Genomic DNA, 1,092 nt, shown 5'->3' with positions numbered 1-1,092 from the left:
ATACCAATTCCATTAATTAACTTACCAATAGAGTCCAATCTCTAAAGCAGAGGGATTGGACTCTGCGTTTATCTTCACAAAAACTGTTCCAAGCATTGCATACTGAGTTCACTATATCGTTATAGTTTTCAAAACACCTATTCGCTAACTTGTATTGTCGAAGCCATTGCCAAACTTGTTCTATCGGGTTTAATTCTGGTGAATATGGCGGGATATGGATTATAGTGATGTTCTTAAAATGATTGGCTAAATGTGTTTGATGCCAGCTCGCTTGATCCATAATAACCACGGAATGTTTACCTCTAGGGGTCGCCGTTGAGATTAATTCAAGATGCTTCGTCATTGCTTCCATGTTGCTTAACGGTGAAACAATAGCTTCAGCTTCGCCTGTATTGATACAAACGGCTCCAAACAAATAAGCGTACTCAAATTGTTGCTGTTGAACGGCTCTAGGTCGAGTTCCTTTTTCTGCCCAAATCTTGGTTGTGGTATTGCGTTGACCAAATCTAGCTTCATCTTGAAACCAAACAAGCACTTCTTTTAAGTGGATATGCCCAGGGATCTTAAGGATCGTTTCTATTGGGAATTTTTTTAAAAGATTCTTGAGCTTCTTCTGATTGTTTTGGGTGCTTTGAACGTGTCGTTATCCAACTCAAATTAAGTTCATGCAGTAAGCGGTATACACCCGATGGTTGGTAAGATATATCAAATTCATCAAGGATGAATTGTGTGATGTCACTCCCTTGTAAGCGCCCACCCTCAGGTTTTATTGCATTTGAAGTGACGTATTCTTTAAGATGTTTTTTTTGCTCAATAGTGAGTCTGGAAGGTCTTCCTGTATGAGGTTTTTCTACTAACCCTTCAACACCAAAATCAAGATAGGCCTTGATCCATTTATTCACACTGAGACGACTGACTTTAAGAAATGACGCGATTTCAGTTCGATTTTTACCATCGATAAAGTGAGAGACAGCGAGTAATCTTAGCCTCAACCTCGCGTTGGAGGTTGCGCCGATAAGTTTTGATAAATCTGAGTTCATATAGGCTCCTTTCAGAGTCTATATTAGATCATGAATTTAATGGAATTGGTAT

1 protein-coding gene is annotated in these 1,092 nt (G+C 39.0%); it reads right to left on the bottom strand.

Annotated features, from left to right (window positions below; translation table 11 throughout):
* Positions 1 to 16: 16 nt before the first annotated feature.
* A protein-coding gene (locus MSG38_RS23940) for an IS630 family transposase (RefSeq protein WP_282450603.1) occupies positions 17 to 1,040 on the bottom strand; the annotation gives its coding sequence in 2 pieces (ribosomal slippage) (positions 17 to 592 and positions 594 to 1,040; 1,023 coding nt in all).
* Positions 1,041 to 1,092: the final 52 nt, after the last annotated feature.

Source organism: Vibrio sp. 1CM24A, from assembly GCF_023161725.1.
GTDB lineage: Bacteria > Pseudomonadota > Gammaproteobacteria > Enterobacterales > Vibrionaceae > Vibrio > Vibrio coralliirubri.
Note: the sequence above shows the minus strand (reverse complement) of the source record. Positions and strands in the feature narration are given on the sequence as shown.